General features: G+C 71.7%; 16 protein-coding genes. 9 read left to right on the top strand and 7 right to left on the bottom strand.

Features of this window, described 5'->3' with window-relative positions; translation table 11 throughout:
- Window positions 1-55: 55 nt before the first annotated feature.
- The 3 genes from ACGFZW_RS19890 to ACGFZW_RS19880 all read right to left on the bottom strand — a co-directional run bounded on the left by ACGFZW_RS19890 (window position 56) and on the right by ACGFZW_RS19880 (window position 2,659).
- Window positions 56-1,069 carry a lytic polysaccharide monooxygenase gene (locus ACGFZW_RS19890; RefSeq protein WP_393894449.1) on the bottom strand — a complete coding sequence of 338 codons (1,014 nt, stop codon included), beginning with the start codon at window positions 1,067-1,069 and terminating at the stop codon, window positions 56-58.
- Window positions 1,070-1,530: 461 nt separating this feature from the next.
- A complete protein-coding gene (locus tag ACGFZW_RS19885) occupies window positions 1,531-1,758 on the bottom strand; it encodes a hypothetical protein (RefSeq protein ID WP_393894448.1) in 228 nt (75 codons plus the stop codon).
- Between the two features lie 196 nt (window positions 1,759-1,954).
- Window positions 1,955-2,659 carry a response regulator gene (locus ACGFZW_RS19880; RefSeq protein ID WP_393894447.1) on the bottom strand — a complete coding sequence of 235 codons (705 nt, stop codon included), beginning with the start codon at window positions 2,657-2,659 and terminating at the stop codon, window positions 1,955-1,957.
- Window positions 2,660-2,801: 142 nt separating this feature from the next.
- Between ACGFZW_RS19880 and ACGFZW_RS19875 the strand changes: the two genes are divergently transcribed.
- The 4 genes from ACGFZW_RS19875 to ACGFZW_RS19860 all read left to right on the top strand — a co-directional run bounded on the left by ACGFZW_RS19875 (window position 2,802) and on the right by ACGFZW_RS19860 (window position 7,225).
- Complete coding sequence (locus tag ACGFZW_RS19875) at window positions 2,802-3,785, top strand: Bug family tripartite tricarboxylate transporter substrate binding protein (RefSeq protein WP_393894524.1); 984 nt, start codon at window positions 2,802-2,804, stop codon at window positions 3,783-3,785.
- Complete coding sequence (locus tag ACGFZW_RS19870) at window positions 3,782-4,306, top strand: tripartite tricarboxylate transporter TctB family protein (RefSeq protein ID WP_393894446.1); 525 nt, start codon at window positions 3,782-3,784, stop codon at window positions 4,304-4,306. Before ACGFZW_RS19875 ends, ACGFZW_RS19870 begins: the two co-directional genes overlap by 4 nt.
- A gap of 3 nt (window positions 4,307-4,309) precedes the next feature.
- Entirely contained in the window at window positions 4,310-5,881 is a 1,572-nt protein-coding gene (locus ACGFZW_RS19865) for a tripartite tricarboxylate transporter permease (RefSeq protein WP_393894445.1), read from the top strand.
- Between the two features lie 156 nt (window positions 5,882-6,037).
- Window positions 6,038-7,225, top strand: coding sequence for a methyltransferase domain-containing protein (locus ACGFZW_RS19860; protein WP_393894444.1), 1,188 nt, complete (start codon window positions 6,038-6,040; stop codon window positions 7,223-7,225).
- Between the two features lie 14 nt (window positions 7,226-7,239).
- Here the strand turns inward: ACGFZW_RS19860 and ACGFZW_RS19855 are convergent, their stop codons facing one another.
- Window positions 7,240-8,187, bottom strand: a complete 948-nt coding sequence (locus ACGFZW_RS19855) for a GNAT family N-acetyltransferase (protein WP_393894443.1) — start codon at window positions 8,185-8,187, stop codon at window positions 7,240-7,242.
- A gap of 249 nt (window positions 8,188-8,436) precedes the next feature.
- On the opposite strand from ACGFZW_RS19855, the gene ACGFZW_RS19850 reads away from it, so the two are divergent.
- The 3 genes from ACGFZW_RS19850 (at window position 8,437) to ACGFZW_RS19840 (ending at window position 10,661) form a co-directional block, all read left to right on the top strand.
- Window positions 8,437-8,826, top strand: coding sequence for a GntR family transcriptional regulator (locus ACGFZW_RS19850; RefSeq protein WP_393894442.1), 390 nt, complete (start codon window positions 8,437-8,439; stop codon window positions 8,824-8,826).
- A 76-nt stretch (window positions 8,827-8,902) separates the two neighbouring features.
- Window positions 8,903-9,679 (top strand): dimethylargininase, encoded by a 777-nt coding sequence (ddaH, locus tag ACGFZW_RS19845; RefSeq protein ID WP_393894441.1) that lies wholly within the window; start codon window positions 8,903-8,905, stop codon window positions 9,677-9,679.
- A gap of 19 nt (window positions 9,680-9,698) precedes the next feature.
- Window positions 9,699-10,661: a pirin family protein gene (locus tag ACGFZW_RS19840; RefSeq protein WP_393894440.1), complete on the top strand. Its 963-nt coding sequence runs from the start codon at window positions 9,699-9,701 to the stop codon at window positions 10,659-10,661.
- 144 nt (window positions 10,662-10,805) lie between these two features.
- Here the strand turns inward: ACGFZW_RS19840 and ACGFZW_RS19835 are convergent, their stop codons facing one another.
- The 3 genes from ACGFZW_RS19835 to ACGFZW_RS19825 all read right to left on the bottom strand — a co-directional run bounded on the left by ACGFZW_RS19835 (window position 10,806) and on the right by ACGFZW_RS19825 (window position 13,740).
- On the bottom strand, window positions 10,806-11,081 hold the full coding sequence (locus ACGFZW_RS19835) for a hypothetical protein (protein ID WP_393894439.1): 276 nt from the start codon (window positions 11,079-11,081) through the stop codon (window positions 10,806-10,808).
- A gap of 148 nt (window positions 11,082-11,229) precedes the next feature.
- Window positions 11,230-12,342: a DUF5925 domain-containing protein gene (locus tag ACGFZW_RS19830; protein WP_393894438.1), complete on the bottom strand. Its 1,113-nt coding sequence runs from the start codon at window positions 12,340-12,342 to the stop codon at window positions 11,230-11,232.
- 159 nt (window positions 12,343-12,501) lie between these two features.
- Entirely contained in the window at window positions 12,502-13,740 is a 1,239-nt protein-coding gene (locus tag ACGFZW_RS19825) for a S8 family peptidase (protein WP_393894437.1), read from the bottom strand.
- Between the two features lie 325 nt (window positions 13,741-14,065).
- Here ACGFZW_RS19825 and ACGFZW_RS19820 point away from each other — a divergent pair, with 325 nt between their 5' ends.
- Both ACGFZW_RS19820 and ACGFZW_RS19815 read left to right on the top strand, forming a co-directional pair.
- Window positions 14,066-14,872 (top strand): SGNH/GDSL hydrolase family protein, encoded by an 807-nt coding sequence (locus tag ACGFZW_RS19820; RefSeq protein ID WP_393894436.1) that lies wholly within the window; start codon window positions 14,066-14,068, stop codon window positions 14,870-14,872.
- A gap of 262 nt (window positions 14,873-15,134) precedes the next feature.
- Window positions 15,135-15,398 carry a hypothetical protein gene (locus ACGFZW_RS19815; RefSeq protein ID WP_393894435.1) on the top strand — a complete coding sequence of 88 codons (264 nt, stop codon included), beginning with the start codon at window positions 15,135-15,137 and terminating at the stop codon, window positions 15,396-15,398.
- The last annotated feature ends 204 nt before the right edge of the window (window positions 15,399-15,602 follow it).

Raw genomic sequence — 15,602 nt, 5'->3', positions numbered from 1 at the left:
GGGCCACCTTGCGTGGCCGGGCGGCCGACCGCGTCACCGCGGCCGGCCGTCAGACTCAGCCGCGGAGCCGGGCGGCCTTGCGACGGCCGGTGGCGAACAGGAACGCGGCGCCGACGGCCAGTACGGCGGCGCCGCCGACCGCGAGCGGAGCGGTGGAGCTGTCGCCACCGGTCTCGGCCAGCCGCGTGCCGTCGACAGGCTTGCTGCCGCCGCCGTTGGGCTGCGGGGCGTTGGCGTCCCCGGCGTCCGCCAGGGCCGGGTCGTCCGCGCCGGCCGACGGGGCTTCGGCGTGGGTGTGGGCGTCGTCGTCGCCGTGCCCGTTGTGCTCGACGGTGGACTTGCCCGCCCCCGCTGCGATCTGGGTGTCGGTCGGCGCGGACGCCGACGGCGCCGGGGCCGCGGTCTGCGCGGAGCTGCCGGCTGCGCTGCCGCCGTCCTTGCCGAACACCACGTCGGAGCAGGTGTAGAACGCCTCGGGGCTGTCCGAGCGCTGCCAGATGCTGAAGATCAGGTGGCGCCCGCTCCGCGCCGGCACCTTGCCGTCGAAGACGTAGTCGCCGTTCTCCATCTTCGGGTCCGTCACGTTCACGAACGGCTTCGCTTCCAGGTCCGACCACTTCAGCGGCTTCGTCGGGTCGTAGCCGTCCTTCGTGATGTACAGCTCGAAGGAGCCCTTGTGGGGAGCGGTGCCCTTGTAGCGGAAGGTGTGGCCGCCGGCCTGCATCGCGCTCGACGGCCAGTCGGCGCGCGGCAGGTCCAGGCCCTTGTACTTGTCGTTCCCCGCGCTGCACAGCTCCCCGTCGGGGATGATCTCCTTCGACTTGCCCGCGGCGTTGGCGATGTTGACCGCGTTCCAGTCGTAGAAGGCCTGCACGCCGCTCGCCGCCACCGCGGCCTTGCACGCCGCGGACCGCGGGCTCTCGGGGCCCTCCGCGTAGCAGGCCGAAACCCGGCTGACCGGGTCCGTCATCGAACCGTGCGCGGCGGCAGGACCCGCGGCGAGAGCGGTGAGGGCGAGCGGGGCGATGCCCACCAGTGCGATCCCGGTGGCCTTGCGACGAGCGGTCATCGTGGGGGTCTCCTTCATCAGGTACATCGAGCGGGGTGAGGACGAAAAGGGGGCGGTGGGGGGTCGGAAGGCACAGCCGGTGCCGCCCCCCGGTGAACGGCGCCGACGGCACCCAACTCCGCCTTGCGAGCAGCACGCTAGCCCCGCTGAACAGCAGATTTGAGGGACGAAGGCCGATCCGGTGGATCCTTATGGTGCGGTTAAGGAAGGGCTAAGCGGGGGCACAGGCAGGGGAGGTGAAAAGGGGCATCCGGGGCGGGAGTTGCGGGGATGTGCCGCCCTCCTCCCGGACCTCTCGGGCTGCTCCGCCCGGTCCGGCCGACGCACCGTGCTCACCTGGCGCTTCCGTTGCTCCCCCCTGTGCGCTCTTGCGGGACGGCCTTCCGGGCTGCACGGTCGAGGAGGCTGCTCCCGGAGGCGTTGCCCGGACGGGAAGGTGGGAGGGCTCTGTGACCTTGTCATCACGATGGGCTCGCGAGACGTTCGGCGTCCTGGCGGGACCGCTCGCCGAAGCCGTGCCGGCCTGCCTCATACGTGCCCACGAACGCGCCAGGGACGGCCATCACGGTGTGCACACCCGGACGCTGGAGGCGTACGGGCACGGCTTGCACGCGGTGCAGTACGAGGGGCTGGTGGAGCTGGACCTGGGGTTGGAGGAGGTGCAGGAGGTGCACCCCGACCTCGGGCAACTGCCCGGGTGTCGGCCTGATGCTCGTCGCCTACGCGTGTTCCATGGACCGCGGCGTGATGCGTCTGGAGTGGGGATCCGCGGAGCGGAGAGCCGCCGACCGCCATCTTCTCCGGCACCACCACGAGCCGCTGCCGGTGCCCGTTCCCGGTCGGACGGATGGTGCATGACGCCGCCCTCGCCGCGGCCGTGACCGCTCAGGCGATCCAGCGGTAGCGCCGCTCCGGTCGGCCCGTGCCGCCGTAGCGGAGCGAAACTTCCGCGCGACCCGTTTCGGTGAAGTACTCCAGGTAGCGTCGCGCGCTCACCCGGGACAGCTCACCGGCCGCCGCGCATTCGGACGCGGACAAGCCCTCGGTGTGCCCTCGCAGGGTGCGCTCCACCAGTTCAGCGGTGTGCGCGGCAAGGCCCTTGGGCAGCCCCCGGGAGCCGGGCGGGCGGGTGCCGAAGATCTGGTCGACGTCCTCCTGGCTGGCTTCGCCCAGCCGGTCGAGCCGGGAGCGCACCGCCGCCACATGCCGCAACTGCTCCTGAAGAGAGGTGCGGTGGAACGGTTTGATCAGATAGTGCAGGGCCCCGGCCCGCAGGGCGTCACGGATGATGTGCGCATCGCGGGCGGCGGTGATGAACAGCGCGTCGACGGGCTGCCGCGCCTCGCGACCGGGCTCCCCGCGGGCCGCCTCCTCCCGGGCACGCAGTTCGCGCAGCACGCTCACCCCGTCCATGTCCGGCAAATACACGTCCAGCAGTACGAGATCGGGCCGCAGCCGCTCGGCCGCGCGCAGCGCCTCGGCGCCGCTGTGCGCCACGCCCGCGACGGAGAAGCCCTCCGTGGCGGCCACGTAATGGCTGTGGAGCTTGGCGACCATGAAGTCGTCGTCGACGACCAGGACCTCGGTCATCACACGCGCCTCTCCATGACCACAAGTTTCATAAGGACCCTTAATACCGGAAGCGAGACGCGAGGTTAACCCCCCGGCAACATGTGGCCCGCATCACACCGTCCACCCCCCGCCGGCCAACCACAGAAGGGTGGTGTCACCTGTGCGTCCGCGCACACCCCTCGCTCTGCTCGCGGCAGCGCTGCTGGTCCTCCTCGGGCCCCCGCTGCTCACCTCCGGCAGCGGCGCCGAGACCGGCACGCAGATTCCCGGCCTGAAGATCATGGTCCCCAACACCCCGGGCGGCGGTTACGACATCACCGCCCGTACGGCCGCCAAGAGCATTGAGGACGCCGAACTCAACCACAACGTCGAGGTGTACAACCTGCCCGGCGCCGGGGGCACGGTCGGACTGAGCCGGCTGGTCAACGAGCACGGCAACGGCAAGCTCGTGATGTCCATGGGGCTCGGGGTGGTCGGCGCGGTGCACACCAACCACGCGCCCTCCACCCTCGGCGACACCACTCCCATCGCCCGGCTGACCGAGGAACCGGACATCGTGGTCGTCGCCAAGGACTCGAAGTACAAGACCTTCGGCCAGCTGCTCGCCGACTGGAAGAAGCGGCCCGGCAAGATGCCGGTGGGCGGCGGATCCTCGCCCGGCGGCCCGGACCACCTGGCGCCCATGCTGATGGCCAAGGCCGCCGGCATCACCCCCAGGACCGTCAACTACGTGCCGTTCGACGGCGGCGGTGAACTGCTCGCCTCCGTCCTCGGCGGCAAGGTCGCCTTCGGCGTCTCCGGCCTCGGTGAGTACCTCGACCAGATCAAGTCGGGCGAACTGCGGCTGCTCGCCGTCACCGGCCCGAAGCGCGTCCCCGGATTCGACGCGCCGACGCTCAAGGAGTCGGGCGTGGACGTGGAGTTCACCAACTGGCGCGGCATCGTCGCCCCGCCCGGTCTGTCCACCACCGAACGCGACAAACTGATCCACCTGTTCACGAAGCTGCACGACTCCCCGCAGTGGAAGGACGCCGCCAAGCGCAACGGCTGGATCGACGCCTTCGCGACCGGCGAGACCTTCGGCCGCTTCCTGGACGCCCAGGACCGGCGGGTCGACAGGGTGCTGAAGGAGCTGGGGCTGTGACGACCTCCGAGACCGCCCGCCGTACCCTGCGCGAACGCCTGCGCGGCCGCTCCGAACTCGGCGTGTGCGCCCTGCTCCTCGGCCTCGGCATCCTGGTACTGACCGACGCCGTCACCATGGACACCGACTTCGCCCAGCGCGGCCCGGTGGGCCCGACCACCGTCCCGTTCGTCGTGGGTGCCCTGCTGCTGCTCGTCGCCGTCCTGCTCGCGGTGGACGTGCTGCGCGGCGGCCGCGGCGAGGCGGAGGGCGGCGAGGACGTCGATCTGACCGAGCCCGGTGACTGGCGCACCGTCGCGCTGCTCGTCGGAGTCTTCCTCGCCAACGCCGTCCTCATCGGCCCGCTGGGCTTCCCGATCTCCGGCGCCCTCCTCTTCTGGGGCTCCGCGTACGCGCTGGGCAGCCGCAACCTCACCCGCGACCCGCTGATCGCGGCCGGGCTCGCCCTGGCCACGTTCCTGGTCTTCAACAACCTGCTGGGCGTCCCGCTGCCCGGCGGCCCGCTGATGGGGGTGCTGTAACCGATGGACTCCCTGAACTCCCTCCTCGACGGCTTCGGTACGGCGCTCACCCCGCTGAACCTGCTGTGGGCCGCCATCGGTGTCCTGCTCGGCACCGCCATCGGCGTGCTGCCCGGCATCGGCCCCGCCATGGCGGTCGCGCTGCTCCTGCCCGTCACCTACGGACTCGATCCCACCGGCGCGTTCATCATGTTCGCCGGCATCTACTACGGCGGCATGTTCGGCGGCTCCACCACCTCGATCCTGCTCAACACGCCGGGCGAGAGCGCCGCCGTCGTCGCCGCCATCGAGGGCAACCCGATGGCCAGGGCCGGCCGGGGCGCCCAAGCGCTCGCGGCGGCCGCCATCGGCCACTTCGCCGGCGGCATGATCGGCACGATCCTGCTCGTCGTCCTCGCCCCCACGGTGGCCGCGCTCGCCGTCGACATCGGCGCCCCCGACTACTTCGCCATCATGGTCCTGGCGTTCATCGCTGTGACGTCCGTCCTCGGCAGCTCCCGCATCCGCGGATTCGCCTCCCTCCTGATCGGCCTCACCCTCGGCCTGGTCGGCCTGGATCAGATGACCGGCCAGCAGCGGCTGACCTTCGGCTCCCTGCAACTGGCCGACGGCATCGACGTGGTGATCGTCGCGGTCGGGCTGTTCGCCATCGGCGAGGCGCTGTGGGTCGCCGCCCACCTGCGACGCTCCTCCGGCGAGTCGATCCCCGTCGGCCGCCCCTGGCTGGGCCGCGCGGAGCTGCGCCGCACCTGGAAGCCGTGGCTGCGCGGGCCGCTGATCGGCTTTCCGTTCGGTGCCATCCCGGCCGGTGGCGCGGAGATCCCCACCTTCCTGTCGTACGTCACCGAGAAGAAGCTCAGCAAGCACCGCGACGAGTTCGGCCGGGGCGCCATCGAGGGCGTGGCCGGTCCGGAGTCCGCGTCCTCCGCGTCCGCGGCTGGCACGCTGGTGTCCATGCTGACGCTGGGCCTGCCCACCACGGCGGTCGCCGCCGTCATGCTGGCGGCCTTCCAGCAGTACGGCATCCAGCCGGGACCGCTGCTCTTCGAGCGGGAGCCCGACCTGGTGTGGGGCCTGATCGCCTCCCTGTTCGTCGGCATGGTGCTGCTGCTCGTCCTCAACCTGCCGCTGGCTCCGGTCTGGGCGAAGCTGCTGCGGATCCCGCGTCCGTACCTCTACGCGGGCATCCTGTTCTTCGCCGCGGTCGGCGCGTACGCCGTCGGCGGCGAGGCCCTGGACCTGGTGATCCTGCTGGTCATCGGCCTGATCGGGCTGGGCATGCGGCGCTACGGGCTGCCGGTGCTGCCCGCGGTCATCGGGGTCATCCTCGGCCCGGCCGCGGAGCAGCAGCTGCGCCGGGCACTGCAGATCAGCGACGGCAGTGCCGTCGGCCTGGTCAACACGCCGTTCGCGGCGACCGTCTACACCGTGATCGTCATCCTGCTGGCCTGGCCCTGGATCAAGCGGCTGGTGCCGCGAGGACGGAGCGGGCCGCGATCGGGAACGGGGTCCGGGTCGGGGCCCGGGTCGGGGTCCGGCTCCGGGGAGGAGACGGCCGGTAGCGGCGGCCGGTGAACGGTGGTGGCCGGCGGGGCGAACCCGCCGGCCACCACGTACAACCCGGCGGCGCTAGCGGCCTGTCGGGCGCTCGACCTCCCCGCGCATCCAGGGGCGGGGGGAGAGCTCAGCTGCTCCCCGGCCGTTGTCAGTGGGCGCTGGCACCATCGGTACATGACCACCGACCAGCCCGCCCGCCGGCGGGAAGCGCCACTGCCCGGTACGGACGCCGCCTACTGGGATTCCGCCGCCGAGACCTTCGACGACGAGCCCGACCACGGCCTGCGCGATCCAGCCGTCCGCGCCGCCTGGGCCGAGCGGCTGCGTTCCTGGCTGCCGTCCGGGCCGTCCGACATCCTCGATCTCGGCTGCGGCACGGGGAGTCTGGCCCTGCTCGCCACGGAGCAGGGCCACCGCGTGACGGGCGTCGACCGCTCGGCCGCCATGGTCGTGCGGGCACGCGCCAAGCTCGCCGGGCGGGAGGCGGACTTCCTCGTCGGTGACGCCGCCGCTCCGCCCGTGGGGGAGCGGCGCTTCGCCGTCGTCCTGGTGCGTCATGTCCTGTGGGCGCTCCCCGACCCGTCGGCCGCCCTGCGGCACTGGGCCGGGCTGCTGGCTCCCGGCGGTCGGCTGGTGCTGATCGAGGGCCGCTGGGGCGAGGCCGACCCGATCGGCCTCACGGCAGCTGAACTCATCGCCCTCACCGCCCCGTTGGCGGCATCCACCCGACTGGAAGACCTCTCCGGCGACCCCGTTCTCTGGGGCAAGGAGGTGCATGACGAGCGCTATGCCCTGATCGCCTGTCCGGACCGCACACCCGAGGCCACCCCACCGCGCCCCGGCGCCGCCGTCCGGCCCGCCCGGCACACCGAAGTCGTCGACGTCCACCTGGTGTTGCGCCGAGGCGACGAGGTGCTGCTCGCCCGCCGCTCCGGTACCGGCTATGCGGACGGCCTGCTGCACGCCCCGTCGGGACACGCCGAGGACGGCGAGGACGTGCGGGAGGCCATGATCCGCGAGGCCCATGAGGAGTTGGGGCTGCGGCTGACACCGGCCGATCTGCGCGTCGGCCTGGTCATGCAGCACCGCGCCCCGGCCCCGGCGCAGCCCCGCATCGGCTGGTTCTTCGAAGCGGCCCACGGCGCGGGCGGCGAGCCGGAGAACCGCGAACCGGACAAGTGCTCGCAGCTGGCGTGGTTTTCGCTGGACGCGTTGCCGGACGACATGGTCGCGTACTGCCGGGCGGGGCTGGACGGTCTGCGGGCGGGCCACCGATTCCTGCTCCACTGGCACCGGGCGGGCGACAGCATCGCCTACGATCCCTCGGTCCCCGGCCGCGCGGTCGCTCTGGACGGGCCGTAGCCGCAGGGGTGCCCTCAGCCCGGGTCGCGGTCCCGGCCTCGCTGAAGGTCGCGCACACACCGCCATTCGGCGCCGAACGGGCGGTAGCCGAAGGCCCGGTTGATGGCGAGCATCGGGGCGTTGGTGGCGTCGTTGCCGGTGAAGGCGGCGGTGCATCCGGCGTCCCGGGCGCGGCGCAGCGAATCGGTCTTCGCGAGCCGGGCCAGACCCCTGCCCCGGAAGGCGCGTCGGGTGCCGGTCATCCCCGAGGAATAGCGGCCGAGGCCGTCGACCTCGGCCAGGGTGTAAGCCGCGACGTCCCCGTTCACGGTCACCACCGAGCTGAGGTTCCAGTCGATGTCCGGGTGCTCCCAGGTGTGCAGCAGCCAGTCCTCGTAACCCATGGCGTCGCACGCGACCTCGCCCGGCTCGTCCGCGGTCGCCTCGGCGTCCGCCTCGAACAGCGGGCGCGGGTCTGCCCCGAAGTCCGCGCCGGTGCGCAGACGGACGCCGGGCGGCAGCGGGGAGGGGAGGGGCGGCAGGTCGGCGGCCCGCAGATCGAGACGGAGGAAGCGGGCCGGGCGGGTGCGGCGGTAGCCGCGGCGCTCCGCGAAGGCGAGGGAACCGTGCTCGTGGACGGCCCAGGCGTACAGATGGGTGGCGCCGGCCTCGGACAGATGCGCCTCGGCCGCGGTCAGCAGCGCCGACCCGACGCCCCGGCCCCGGTGCTCCGGGTGCACCTGCGGGGTCGCGGCGCTCCGCCCCGGCAGGCTGCTGTCGTACAGCAGGGCGCTGCGGACGGCGCCGACGATCCGGCCGTCCAACTCGGCGACGAACAGCCGCAGATGCTGGGCCGCCGGCGCGCAGGCGACATCCCAGGCGATGCCTTGCGGAGTGGAGAGGAGGTACGGCAGCGCGGCACGCCGCAGGTCTGCCACGGCCTTGGCGTCGGCGGGCCGGAATTCGCGCACGGTGAGCGTCATGGCTGCGGACGGTACGCCGCCCGACCCTTCTCTGCCTCCCTATTTCCACCGGAAGATGCCCGGTTGCCCAGCGGCGGCGGCACCCGCCCCGCAGCCGCCCGGAGCGGTGCCGGCCGCGGCGCGAAAGCGCCCCGATCCCGGCGCGGCCGGCGCTCCTGGCGCACAATGGGTGCGACAAAAACCGCGCACCGGCGGATGCCCGCACCCCACGCACCCGCCCGGCCCCCCACCAGCACCAGGAGCGCCACCGTGTCCCCCCAGACCCTGACGATCACCATCGACCCGGACGCGGCCGACGCGCCGTACGAGCAGGTACGCACCCAGATCGCCGACCAGGCCAGGGACGGTGCTCTGCCGGTCGGCTACAAGCTGCCGACCGTCCGCGGCCTGGCCGAAGACCTCGGTCTGGCTGCCAACACCGTCGCCAAGGCCTACCGCGCCCTGGAATCCGACGGTGTGATCGAGACCCGGGGCCGCAACGGCAGCTTCATCGCGGCCGCAGGCGAGGCCGCCGACAAGGAAGCCGCCGCGGCCGCCGAAAGCTACGCCCGGCGTGCCCACCGGCTGGGCCTGGACCGGCGCGCCGCCCTCGCCGTCGTCGAGGACGCCCTGCGCGCGGCCTACGGAACCAGCACCTGACCGCACCCAGCGCCACCCTGAGACGACCCCGCCGCCGGCTCCCCGGCGAGGCGCCCCTCCACCCCGAAGGAATCGCATGCCCAGTCAGCAGGCACTCGTCCGCCGCCCCTCCCCGCGCCTCGCCGACGGCCTGGTCACGCACATCGACCGGCAGCCGGTCGACGCCGCCCTCGCCCTGCGCCAGTGGGAGGGCTACGTCCAGGCGCTCCGCGACCACGGCTGGCACACCACCGAGGTGGACGCTGCCGACGACTGCCCGGACTCCGTCTTCGTCGAGGACACCATGGTCGTCTTCCGCAACGTCGCGCTGATCGCCCGCCCCGGCGCGGATGCCCGCAAGCCCGAGACACACGCCGCACGGGCCGCGGCCGAGGCACTCGGCTGCTCGGTCAACGAGGTCCGGGCGCCCGGCACACTCGACGGCGGCGACGTCCTGAAGATCGGCGACACGGTCTACGTCGGCCGCGGCGGGCGCACGAACGCCGACGGCGTACGTCAACTGCGCGCCGCCTTCGAGCCGTTGGGTGCCCGTGTGGTCGCCGTGCCGATGAGCAAGGTGCTGCACCTGAAGTCCGCGGTCACCGCACTGCCGGACGGCACCGTCATCGGCTATCCGCCGCTCGTCGACGACCCGGCCGCGTTCCCGCGCTTCCTGCCGGTCCCCGAGGAGGCCGGGGCGCATGTGGTGCTGCTCGGCGGCGGCAGGCTGCTGATGGCCGCCAGCGCGCCCAAGAGCGCCGAGCTCTTCGCCGACCTGGGCTACCGCCCGGTCCCCGTGGACATCGGGGAGTTCGAGAAGATGGAGGGCTGCGTGACATGCCTGTCCGTACGTCTGCGCGAGCTGTATGCCTGAGCGCGCATATCGTGGCGGTATGAGCAACCTCGATCTCCGGCCGGCACCCAACCTGTGCGGGGGAAACGGCCGTACGGGACCGGTCCGCGACGTCCAGCCCGGCAAGCAGGTGCCCCTCGGCGAGAGCACCGTCGTCCGCCGGCTGCTGCCCAACCTCGGGCGGCGGATGGTCGGCGCCTGGTGCTTCGTCGACCACTACGGTCCCGACGACATCGCCGACGAGCCCGGGATGCAGGTGCCACCGCATCCGCACATGGGCCTGCAGACCGTCAGCTGGCTCCACGAGGGGGAGGTGCTGCACCGCGACAGCCTGGGCAGCCTGCAGACCGTACGGCCGCGCGAGCTGGGCCTGATGACGTCAGGACAGGCCATCTCCCACTCCGAGGAGTCCCCGCACGGCCACCCGCGGCTGCTGCACGGCGCCCAGCTGTGGGTGGCACTGCCCGGCGAACACCGCCATGCAGCGCCGGCCTTCGAGCACCACGCCGACCTGCCCGTCATCACCGGTGGGGGCGGCCTGTCCGCCACCGTCATCCTCGGTGAGCTGGCCGGTGCCACCTCGCCCGGCACCACCTACTCCCCGCTCGTCGGCGCCGACCTCACCCTCGCCGCTGGTACCGACGCGCGCCTGCCGCTCGACCCGGACTTCGAGTACGCGGCGCTGGCCATCTCCGGGGAGACCGAGGCCGACGGTGTGCGCCTGGCGCCCGGTGCTCTGCTCTACCTCGGCTGCGGACGCACCGAACTCCCCTTGCGATCCGAGGACGCCGGCAGCCTGATGCTGCTGGGCGGCGAGCCGTTCGAGGAGGAGATCGTGATGTGGTGGAACTTCGTCGGCCGTACCGGCGAGGAGATCGCACAGGCCCGCGCCGACTGGATGGCCGGCACCCGCTTCGGTGAGGTGCACGGCTACGACGGCGCCCGACTGCTCGCGCCCGAGCTGCCGCCGGTGCCGCTGAAGCCGCGAGGAAGGGCACGCTGACCTGCGGGCATGGTCGGGAGCGTGGGCTGCCGGAGCACGCGTTCAGTGCCTGAACGGCTGCTCATGCCCTACTTCAACGGTAAGCAGCGCACGCCCCTGCCGCCACCCTGCGCGCTCCGCCACCTCGTATGCCCGCCACACGCCTCACATCTGCTGCGGGAAGACGTAATAGGACTCCAGCGGGCCGCCCGCGATGTGCACCAGCCTGACGAAGGACACCTGATCCTCGTCGTTCGACAGGTGATCGAGCACTCTGGTGTCGATACAGACGCCGTTCACCCTGAACTCGGGCTCCAGCCGTTCCCTGAGGAACTTCTCCGGGTCGGCGCTCAGGATTTCCCACTCTCCTTCGCCGAGTTCTATGTCGAAGATTTCGAGGGGATACGATTCCCCCTCGCCTTTCCGGACCGCCTTGGCCATGGCGCGCTCCTTCCGAAGAGAGCTCTCCCCTCCTTTCAGCTTGCGCCCTCCAACAGCCTGGGCAAGTCGAGCGAACGGGCGGCCGCGGCTTCTCCCGTGGGCGGGAAGCGCGGGTGCGCGACCGGGAATTCGCACCACGGCGCGGCCCTCACAGATACATCCCCGCGTCCGCCCCCGCGTCCTGGGCCGGGACCGAGGCGGGACGGGTGCCGCGGCGCAGGGCGAAGAGTTCGGCGAGGGAGGCGCCGTCGCGGCCGATGCCCTCTTCGGTGCCCAGCCAGTTCACCGCTTCGGTGCGGGTGAGCGGGCCGACCTCGATGCGGGCCAGGCAGCGGCCCGGGCGGACCACCGCGGGATGCATGCGCTCCAGGTCCTCGTTGGTGGTGACGCCGACCAGGACGTTGCGCCCCTGGCCCAGCAGACCGTCCGTCAGGTTGAGCAGTCGCGACAGTGCCTGGCCGGCGGTGTGCTTTGCCTCGCCGCGGATGAGTTCGTCGCAGTCCTCCAGGAGCAGCAGGCGCCAGCGGCTCTTGCCCGTGCCGTCCTCCTCACCGATGGCGATGTCCATGAGGTAGCCGACGTCGTTGAACAGCCGTTCCGGGTCGAGCACGCAGTCCACCTGGCACCAGTCGCGCCAGGAGCGGGCGAGGGTGCGCAGCGCGGAGGTCTTGCCGGTGCCGGGCGGGCCGTGCAGCAACAGCAGCCGGCCGGCGATCTCCTCCGGCGCCACCTTCATCAGCCGGTCCATGGCATCGGCCACCGGCGCGGTGTAATTGGGGCGGATCTCCTCCCATGTGCCCGCGGAGATCTGCCGGGACGTCCGGTGCGGGCCGCGGCGCGGTGAGAAGTACCAGAAGCCCATCGCGACGTTCTCCGGCTGCGGCTCCGGTTCGTCCTCGGCGTCGTCCGCCGCCTGCCCCAGCACCTTCTGGGCCAGCTCGTCGCTGACGGCCGTGACCGTCACATCGGCCCCGCGGTTCCACCGGGAGACCAGCAGGGTGAACCCGTCGCCCTCCGCGAGGGTGGCGCTGCGGTCATCGTCGCGGGCGGAGCGCAGAATGCGCGTGCCGGGCGGAAGCAGGGTCAGCCCGGACTTCACCCTGTCCACGGAGCGGCTGCGGGCGTACGGCTGCTCTCCCTTGGCGAACCGCCCCAGGAAGAGCGCGTCGATGACATCGGAAGGGGAATCGCTGTCGTCCATGTTCAGACGGATCGGAAGGGACTCCTCGGCGGCGGACGGCTGGACGTGATCGGCAGACATGCCGCCATGATCTGTCACGGCACCCGGTCCGGCACGTGGATTATCCCGGTGTTTTCCCCGGACAGAACAGAACCGTTACGTGGAAACCGGGCGCCGGGGCCGCGGGACGCCCGCAAGCGCCCCGGGCGATGTGCCGCCCGGGGCGCCGAGGGGACCGTGTTACGGGACGATCTTGAGCAGTTTGTTCGGCGATCCGGTGCCGGGGTTGGTCACGACTCCGCCGGTGGCGCCGTTCGTCAGGGCCGAGGCGACCGCCGCAGGGGTGGCGGTCGGGTGGCCGGCGAGGTAGACCGCGGCGGCGCCCGCCACGTGCGGGGACGCCATCGAAGTGCCGGAGATGGTGTTGGTGGCGGTATCGGTGGTCTTCCAGGCACTGGTGATGCTGCTGCCGGGCGCGAAGAGGTCCACGCGCGAGCCGTAGTTGGAGTAGCTCGCGCGCGCGTCGGTGGAGGTCGTCGCGCCGACCGTGAGCGCCTCGGGGACGCGCGCCGGCGAGTAGTTCTGCGCGTTCGCCCCCGAATTGCCGGCGGCGACGGCGTAGGTCACCCCGCTCTTGATGGAGTTCTGCACGGCGGTGTCCAGGGCCGCGTCGGCGCCCCCGCCCAGGGACAGGTTCGCCACCGAGGGGCCGCTGTGGTTCCTGGTGACCCAGTCGATGCCCGCGACGACCTGGGCGGTGGTCCCGGAACCCGCGTTGTTCAGCACCCGCACCGCCACGATCCTCGCCTTCTTGGCGACGCCGTAGGAGGTCCCGGCCGCGGTCGCCGCGACATGGGTGCCGTGCCCGTTGCCGTCCTGGGCGGTGTTGTCGTTGTCGACGGCGTCGTAGCCGTTCGCCGCCCGCCCGCCGAAGTCCTGGTGGGTGACGCGGACGCCGGTGTCGATGACGTAGACGGTGGCGCCGGAGCCCGCGGTGTCCGGGTAGGTGTACTTCTGGTCGAGCGGCAGGTTCGTCTGGTCGATCCGGTCCAGTCCCCAGGACGGCGGGTTGGTCTGGGTGCCCAGGGCGTGCAGTGTGCGGTCCTGGAAGACCTGGTCGACGGCCGGGTCCGCGGCCAGCCGTCTCGCCTGCGCGGCGGAGAGCGTGGCGGCGTATCCGTTGAGGGCGGCCGTGTAGGTGCGCCGCACGGTGCCGCCGTACTCGGATATCACGCTTCTGCCGTGCGCCGAGGCGGAGGTGAACCCGGCGTCGCGCTTCAGGGTGACGAGGTAGCTGCCGCGCACCGCGTCGGCGGCACCGGCACCCACGACGGTGCCCTCGGCGGGCGCCGCGTGGGCGGGGAAGGACAGGGCGCCGAGGGCGGCGGCTGCCGCGGTCGCGGTGAGCGCGGCGGCGATCCGCAGCCGGGCCGAACGGTTCGGGGTGGAGCGCGGGGTGGTGTTACGCATCACTGCCATCGCGAGGGAGTCCTCCTCATCGGTGGCGCGCCGTGGTGCGCGCGCGAGGGATGTGGCGTACGGAGCCGTACGCGCCGGGCGGTGCGGAGGTGTCCGCTGACCACCCGTCAAAAGGTTGGGCGAGCAGGGCGCATGTATCAACACTTCTGTCGGGATGTCATATGCACGTCATAGCAAAGCAATGTCAGCTCCGACATGGCGGACGAGATCCCCATGGATCGTCAGATTTGCCGTGAAGCATGCATCAGCTTTGGCATGGACACTTCCGGTTACCGGTGAGTCCTGCTACCACGGATGAGGCAGAGACCCTGCTGAGGGAGGTTCCATGAGACTGTCCCGATTCGCGGCCACCACGGCCGCCTTCTTCGTCACCACGGCGCTCGCGCTCACCGGCACGAGCGCCGCCGCATCAGGCCGACAGGCCGCAGCCACCGGCTATACGGCCCTGGGCGACTCCTACTCCTCAGGAGTCGGGGCCGGCAGTTACGACAGTGCGAGCGGCGACTGCAAGCGCAGCACCAAGGCGTACCCGGCCCTCTGGGCCGCGTCGCACTCACCCTCGTCCTTCCGGTTCGCCGCATGCTCAGGTGCTCGTACGGGTGATGTCCTGAACAGCCAGCTCTCCTCGCTCGACAGCTCCACCGGGCTTGTCAGCATCACCATCGGCGGCAACGACGCGGGCTTCGCCGACACCATGACGACCTGTGCGCTCAGCTCCGAGAGCGCATGTCTGGCACGCGTCGCCCAGGCCGTCGACTACGTCCGCAACACCCTGCCCGCCAAGCTCGACGGGGTGTACACCGCCATCTCGCAGAAGGCCCCCTCCGCCCGCGTCGTCGTCCTGGGATACCCGCACTTCTACAAGATCGGCGGCAGTTGCATCGCCGGTCTGTCGGAGAAGTCCCGTACCGCGATAAACGGCGCCGCCGACGAGATCAACGGCGTCACCGCCAAGCGCGCCGCCGACCACGGCTTCTCCTTCGCCGACGTCAACACCACCTTCGCCGGCCACGAACTCTGTTCGGGTGCCGCCTGGTTGCACAGCGTGACCTACCCCGTCCTGGAGTCCTACCACCCCACGGCCACCGGACAGTCCAGCGGCTATCTGCCCGTGTTCAGCGGCGCCGCGTAGATCTCCCGCATTCCCGAAGCCGAGGAGGGGCCGGAATCCGGGCCCTCCTCGTGTTCCCGACGCCCGTGGCGCCAGGTGACCTCCCCCGCCCGACGGGCAATCAACTTGCCCTGGTCGATGCCCTGTACGCGATGTTCCGTATGGTGTTCGTCAACGTCGAAGCGAGGCAGGTGGATCCGTTGGGCGGTCTGCACGCGTGTCCTCCAAGAGAGATAGGGTTACCCTGCCCGGGCCGGGTGCCCTCGTACGGGTGGGGAGAGTCATGGAACAGATAACAGTGCGTAGCAGGGCGCGAGTCCCTGCCATCAACTGCGGTAGCGGCGCGTCCAGTGCGCGCCTCGACCGTCATCTCGCGGTGCTGGGCGGCCCCGCCGTCCCGCAGCGTGAGGCGCAGGGTGCGACGTCATTGATGCAGGAGCTCACCGCTCGTGATCACTCGCGCACGAGAGGGAGCCGCGGCGCCAGGGTCTCGCTGTTCGCACCGCTGCGCAGGCTGCGGCGTTCGCTGTTCGGCGGCCACGGCTGACCGTAGTACCCCTGAAGTAAATACCTCGGGCGACCACACCGTCCCGGCGCAGCGCTGCGATCCGATCGCGCATCAGGCCAAGGGCGTCACGCAGCGCGTCGGTGTGCTCGCCGGAGGCAGGAATCCTTCTCCGGAGCGCTCTGACGGCCTTCCCCTCACCCGGAGGCCGTTCGGTGCCCGGATACGAACCACCCGTCCCCGTGG

The sequence above is a fragment of the Streptomyces sp. NPDC048248 genome, from assembly GCF_043201875.1.
In the GTDB taxonomy this organism is placed as follows: domain Bacteria; phylum Actinomycetota; class Actinomycetes; order Streptomycetales; family Streptomycetaceae; genus Streptomyces.
This window is presented reverse-complemented; position numbering and strand designations above follow the sequence as displayed.